Source organism: Dapis hubbardiae BLCC-M172 (assembly GCF_050016015.1).
Classification (GTDB): Bacteria; Cyanobacteriota; Cyanobacteriia; order Cyanobacteriales; family Microcoleaceae; genus Trichodesmium.
Genome location: NZ_JBNHEQ010000315.1, coordinates 1 through 3,220, shown reverse-complemented (window position 1 = coordinate 3,220; position 3,220 = coordinate 1). Strand labels below are relative to the sequence as shown.

The following is a 3,220-nucleotide window of genomic DNA, read 5'->3' as shown; positions in this document are numbered from 1 at the left end:
GAGAGGGAAGTGAATTGATAATTCAGATTCCTATTCAATAGAATACTCGGAAATTCAAGACCCTGATTTAACCCTTTCTTTACTACAAAATCTGTAGGTAAAGGCATAGGAGAGGGAAGTGAATTTAGAATTCAGATTCCTATTCAATAGAATACTCGGAAATTTCAGACCCTGATTTAACCCTTTCTTTACTACAAAATCTGTCGGTAAAGGTACTGGTATTGGGTTGTCAATTAGTGATCAAATTGTGGTAGAAAAACATGGCGGTCGTATCTTTTGTAATTCTCAATTAGGAGAGGGAAGTGAATTGATAATTCAGATTCCTATTCAATAGAATACTCGGAAATTTCAGACCCTGATTTAACCCTTTCTTTACTACAAAATCTGTCGGTAAAGGTACTGGTATTGGGTTGTCAATTAGTGATCAAATTGTGGTAGAAAAACATGGCGGTCGTATCTTTTGTAATTCTCAATTAGGAGAGGGAAGTGAATTGATAATTCAGATTCCTATTCAATAGAATTCTACGAAGGGATAGTTCAGTAATTAATAATTAATAATTATCCTTTCTTAAGATAAGGAGATTGACTCAAAGGAAAATTTTTGTTTCTAAATATAATTTTTAGTTAGGGCTGGCTGATTAAATCTCAAAGTATTTACAGCTAAAAAACGAGCCTATTTTCAGCAAGAGTTGAGAAAAAAATTACTTCCCTACTCCCCTACTCCCCCGCTCCTTAAAAAAGACTTTTTCAGCAAACCCTAGTTAACTCCTGAACTTTTCAATATCTAGACAAATATGAGACAACATAACCCTACTTCAGCAACGCCAAAACTTCTGACTTCTGAATTCTGACTTCTGACTTCATAAAGGCCATCCAGCAAAATTTCTTAATATATCTTAATATATATTAAGGAAGAGTTTAAAGTTTAAGGATATGGCCGTGACTGACAACCAAACATCGAAATGGAAGGCAAGTAGATTATTCCAAACCCTAGCCTATTTTGGGGTCGTTCCCTTTATCGGTAGTGTTAAATGGTTACAAAAATTATTTGGTGAAAAGACACCTAAAGCAACAAACACATCAGAAGTCGTATTAGTAGTAGGTGCGAATGGTGGAATTGGTAAACGAGTTGTACCTAGACTACTGAAGCGGGGTTATCAAGTTCGATCGCTCGTTCGAGATGCTAAAAAAGCTCAAAAAGTTCTCGGTAAGAATGTAGAAATAGTCACCGCCGACATTACCAAACCAGAGACTCTCACCCCTGAGATATTCAAAGACGTTAGCAAAATTATCTGTTGTACAGGTACGCGAGTGCAACCCGTAGAAGGTGACACCCCAAACCGAGACAAATATAACCAAGGCGTCAAATTTTTCATGCCACAAGTTGTGGAAGACCCCCAACTGGTGGAATACGAAGGAATGAAAAATCTAGTAGCAGCAGCAAAACCACAACTACAACCAAGCAAACAAAAAATTCTATTTGACTTCACAAACCCCACCCAAGATGTCAAAGAAACTTGGGGTGCATTAGATGATGTAGTGATGGGGGGAGTCAGCGAAAGTTCCATCCGTCTCACAGGTAGTAGCGCTCTTTTCTCTGGTAATGTCTCCACAGAAAACTCCGGCGGTTTTGTCTCTGTGCGTACCCGCAACTTTGACCCCCCAATGAATTTATTGGGATATGCTGGTATTGAACTCCGGGTGAAAGGAGATGGCAAACGTTATAAATTTTTCCTGCGCTGCGAAGACAAATGGGATGGAGTTGGTTATAGCTATTCTTTTGACACCGTTTACAATATCTGGACAACTATTCGCATTCCATTTAAAGATTTAACTCCAGTATTCCGTGCGAGAGTTGTTGAAAATGGTCAACCATTTAATCCCAGTCAAATTTATTCCTACCAATTAATGTTGAGTAAATTTGAATATAACCGAGAACTTAATCCTAAATTTGCACCAGGATTTTTTCAGTTAGAAATTGAGTCTATTAAAGCTTATGGTAGCGACGAATTACCTAAATTTGTTCTAGTTAGTTCGGCGGGTGTAACTCGTCCGGGGCGACCAGGTTTAAACTTAGATGAACAACCTCCAGCAGTGAAGTTGAATGACCAATTAAAAGGTTTATTAAACTGGAAATTAAAAGGAGAAGAAGTTGTTAGATCGAGTGGAATTCCTTACACAGTAATTCGACCTTGTGGAATGACTGAACAACCAGGAGGTCAAGCTTTAATATTTGACCAAGGTGATAATATTAAGGGTATTGTTAGTCGGGATGATATTGCCGATCTTTGTGTCAAAGTTTTAGAAGAAAATAAGGCTTGCAACACAACTTTTGAGGCAAAAGGAGATAAGGAAAATCAAGCAACGGCTGAAAATTGGGAGAAGTTATTTAATAGTTTAGAAACTGATAATAAAAAGTTGCCTTTGACAGTTTAAATAAAGAATAGTCGAGTAGTAGACTGACACACTTTAAATAGTGCAATAGTAGGGGCGGGTTTTAGCTATAATTTTCATGCTTACTCTAAGATTTATATAAACCCGCCCTAATATTAGATCTGTCGAGCCAGTCCAGTAGTGGACTACTGGACTAAAATGTTACCAACCGTAGGGGCGGGTTCCCCTTTCAATTCATGAGTTTTCACATTTAATTAGATAAACCCGCCCCCAATGATATAGTGCAACGTCCTAGAAGTTTGTAGTGGACTGTTTCACCTAAAATAGTGCATTAGATTTTTTCGTATAACTGACACTCTATCCCCCCATCTCCCCATCTCCCCATCTCCCCACCCCCCCCATTTTCTATTGCAACATTTAAGATGAAACAGTCCAGTAGGGTGCATTAATGAAAATATAACGCACCAGTTTTATATTTAGGGCTTGCTGAATAAGCCTTTTCGTAGGGGAGAAGAGTCAGAACTCAGAACTCAGAACTCAGGAGTAATGGGAATTACAAAGTAGGTAGTCAGAAAAATAGTCCCTTAATTTTTCTGCCTCGCGTTACCTCAAGATGCTCACTTTTTCAGATATATCAACTGAAAAGCTGGTACTTTTTCCAGATATAAAATGGCTAAAACCTTTATATGTTAATGCTTTGATATTTAATCATCAAACCCTATTTAAAGTCAATCAGGACTTACGCAAAGGGGTGGTGGTGCATAGTAATGCTAAAGGAAGCACCGGGAGTGTGGGGAGATGGGGAGATGGGGAGATGGGGAGATGG

2 protein-coding genes and 2 pseudogenes are annotated in these 3,220 nt (G+C 38.3%); all 4 read left to right on the top strand.

From position 1 onward, the window contains the following. Positions 1 to 175: 175 nt before the first annotated feature. Positions 176 to 334, top strand: a pseudogene (locus ACP6PK_RS29315) (ATP-binding protein); the annotation flags it as partial. A gap of 37 nt (positions 335 to 371) precedes the next feature. After that, a pseudogene (locus ACP6PK_RS29310) lies at positions 372 to 518 on the top strand (ATP-binding protein); the annotation flags it as partial. 415 nt (positions 519 to 933) lie between these two features. Further along, positions 934 to 2,436, top strand: coding sequence for a CIA30 family protein (locus ACP6PK_RS29305; protein WP_426564989.1), 1,503 nt, complete (start codon positions 934 to 936; stop codon positions 2,434 to 2,436). A 571-nt stretch (positions 2,437 to 3,007) separates the two neighbouring features. After that, the coding region (locus ACP6PK_RS29300; protein ID WP_426564987.1) for a hypothetical protein at positions 3,008 to 3,220 on the top strand (213 nt) is incomplete at its 3' end.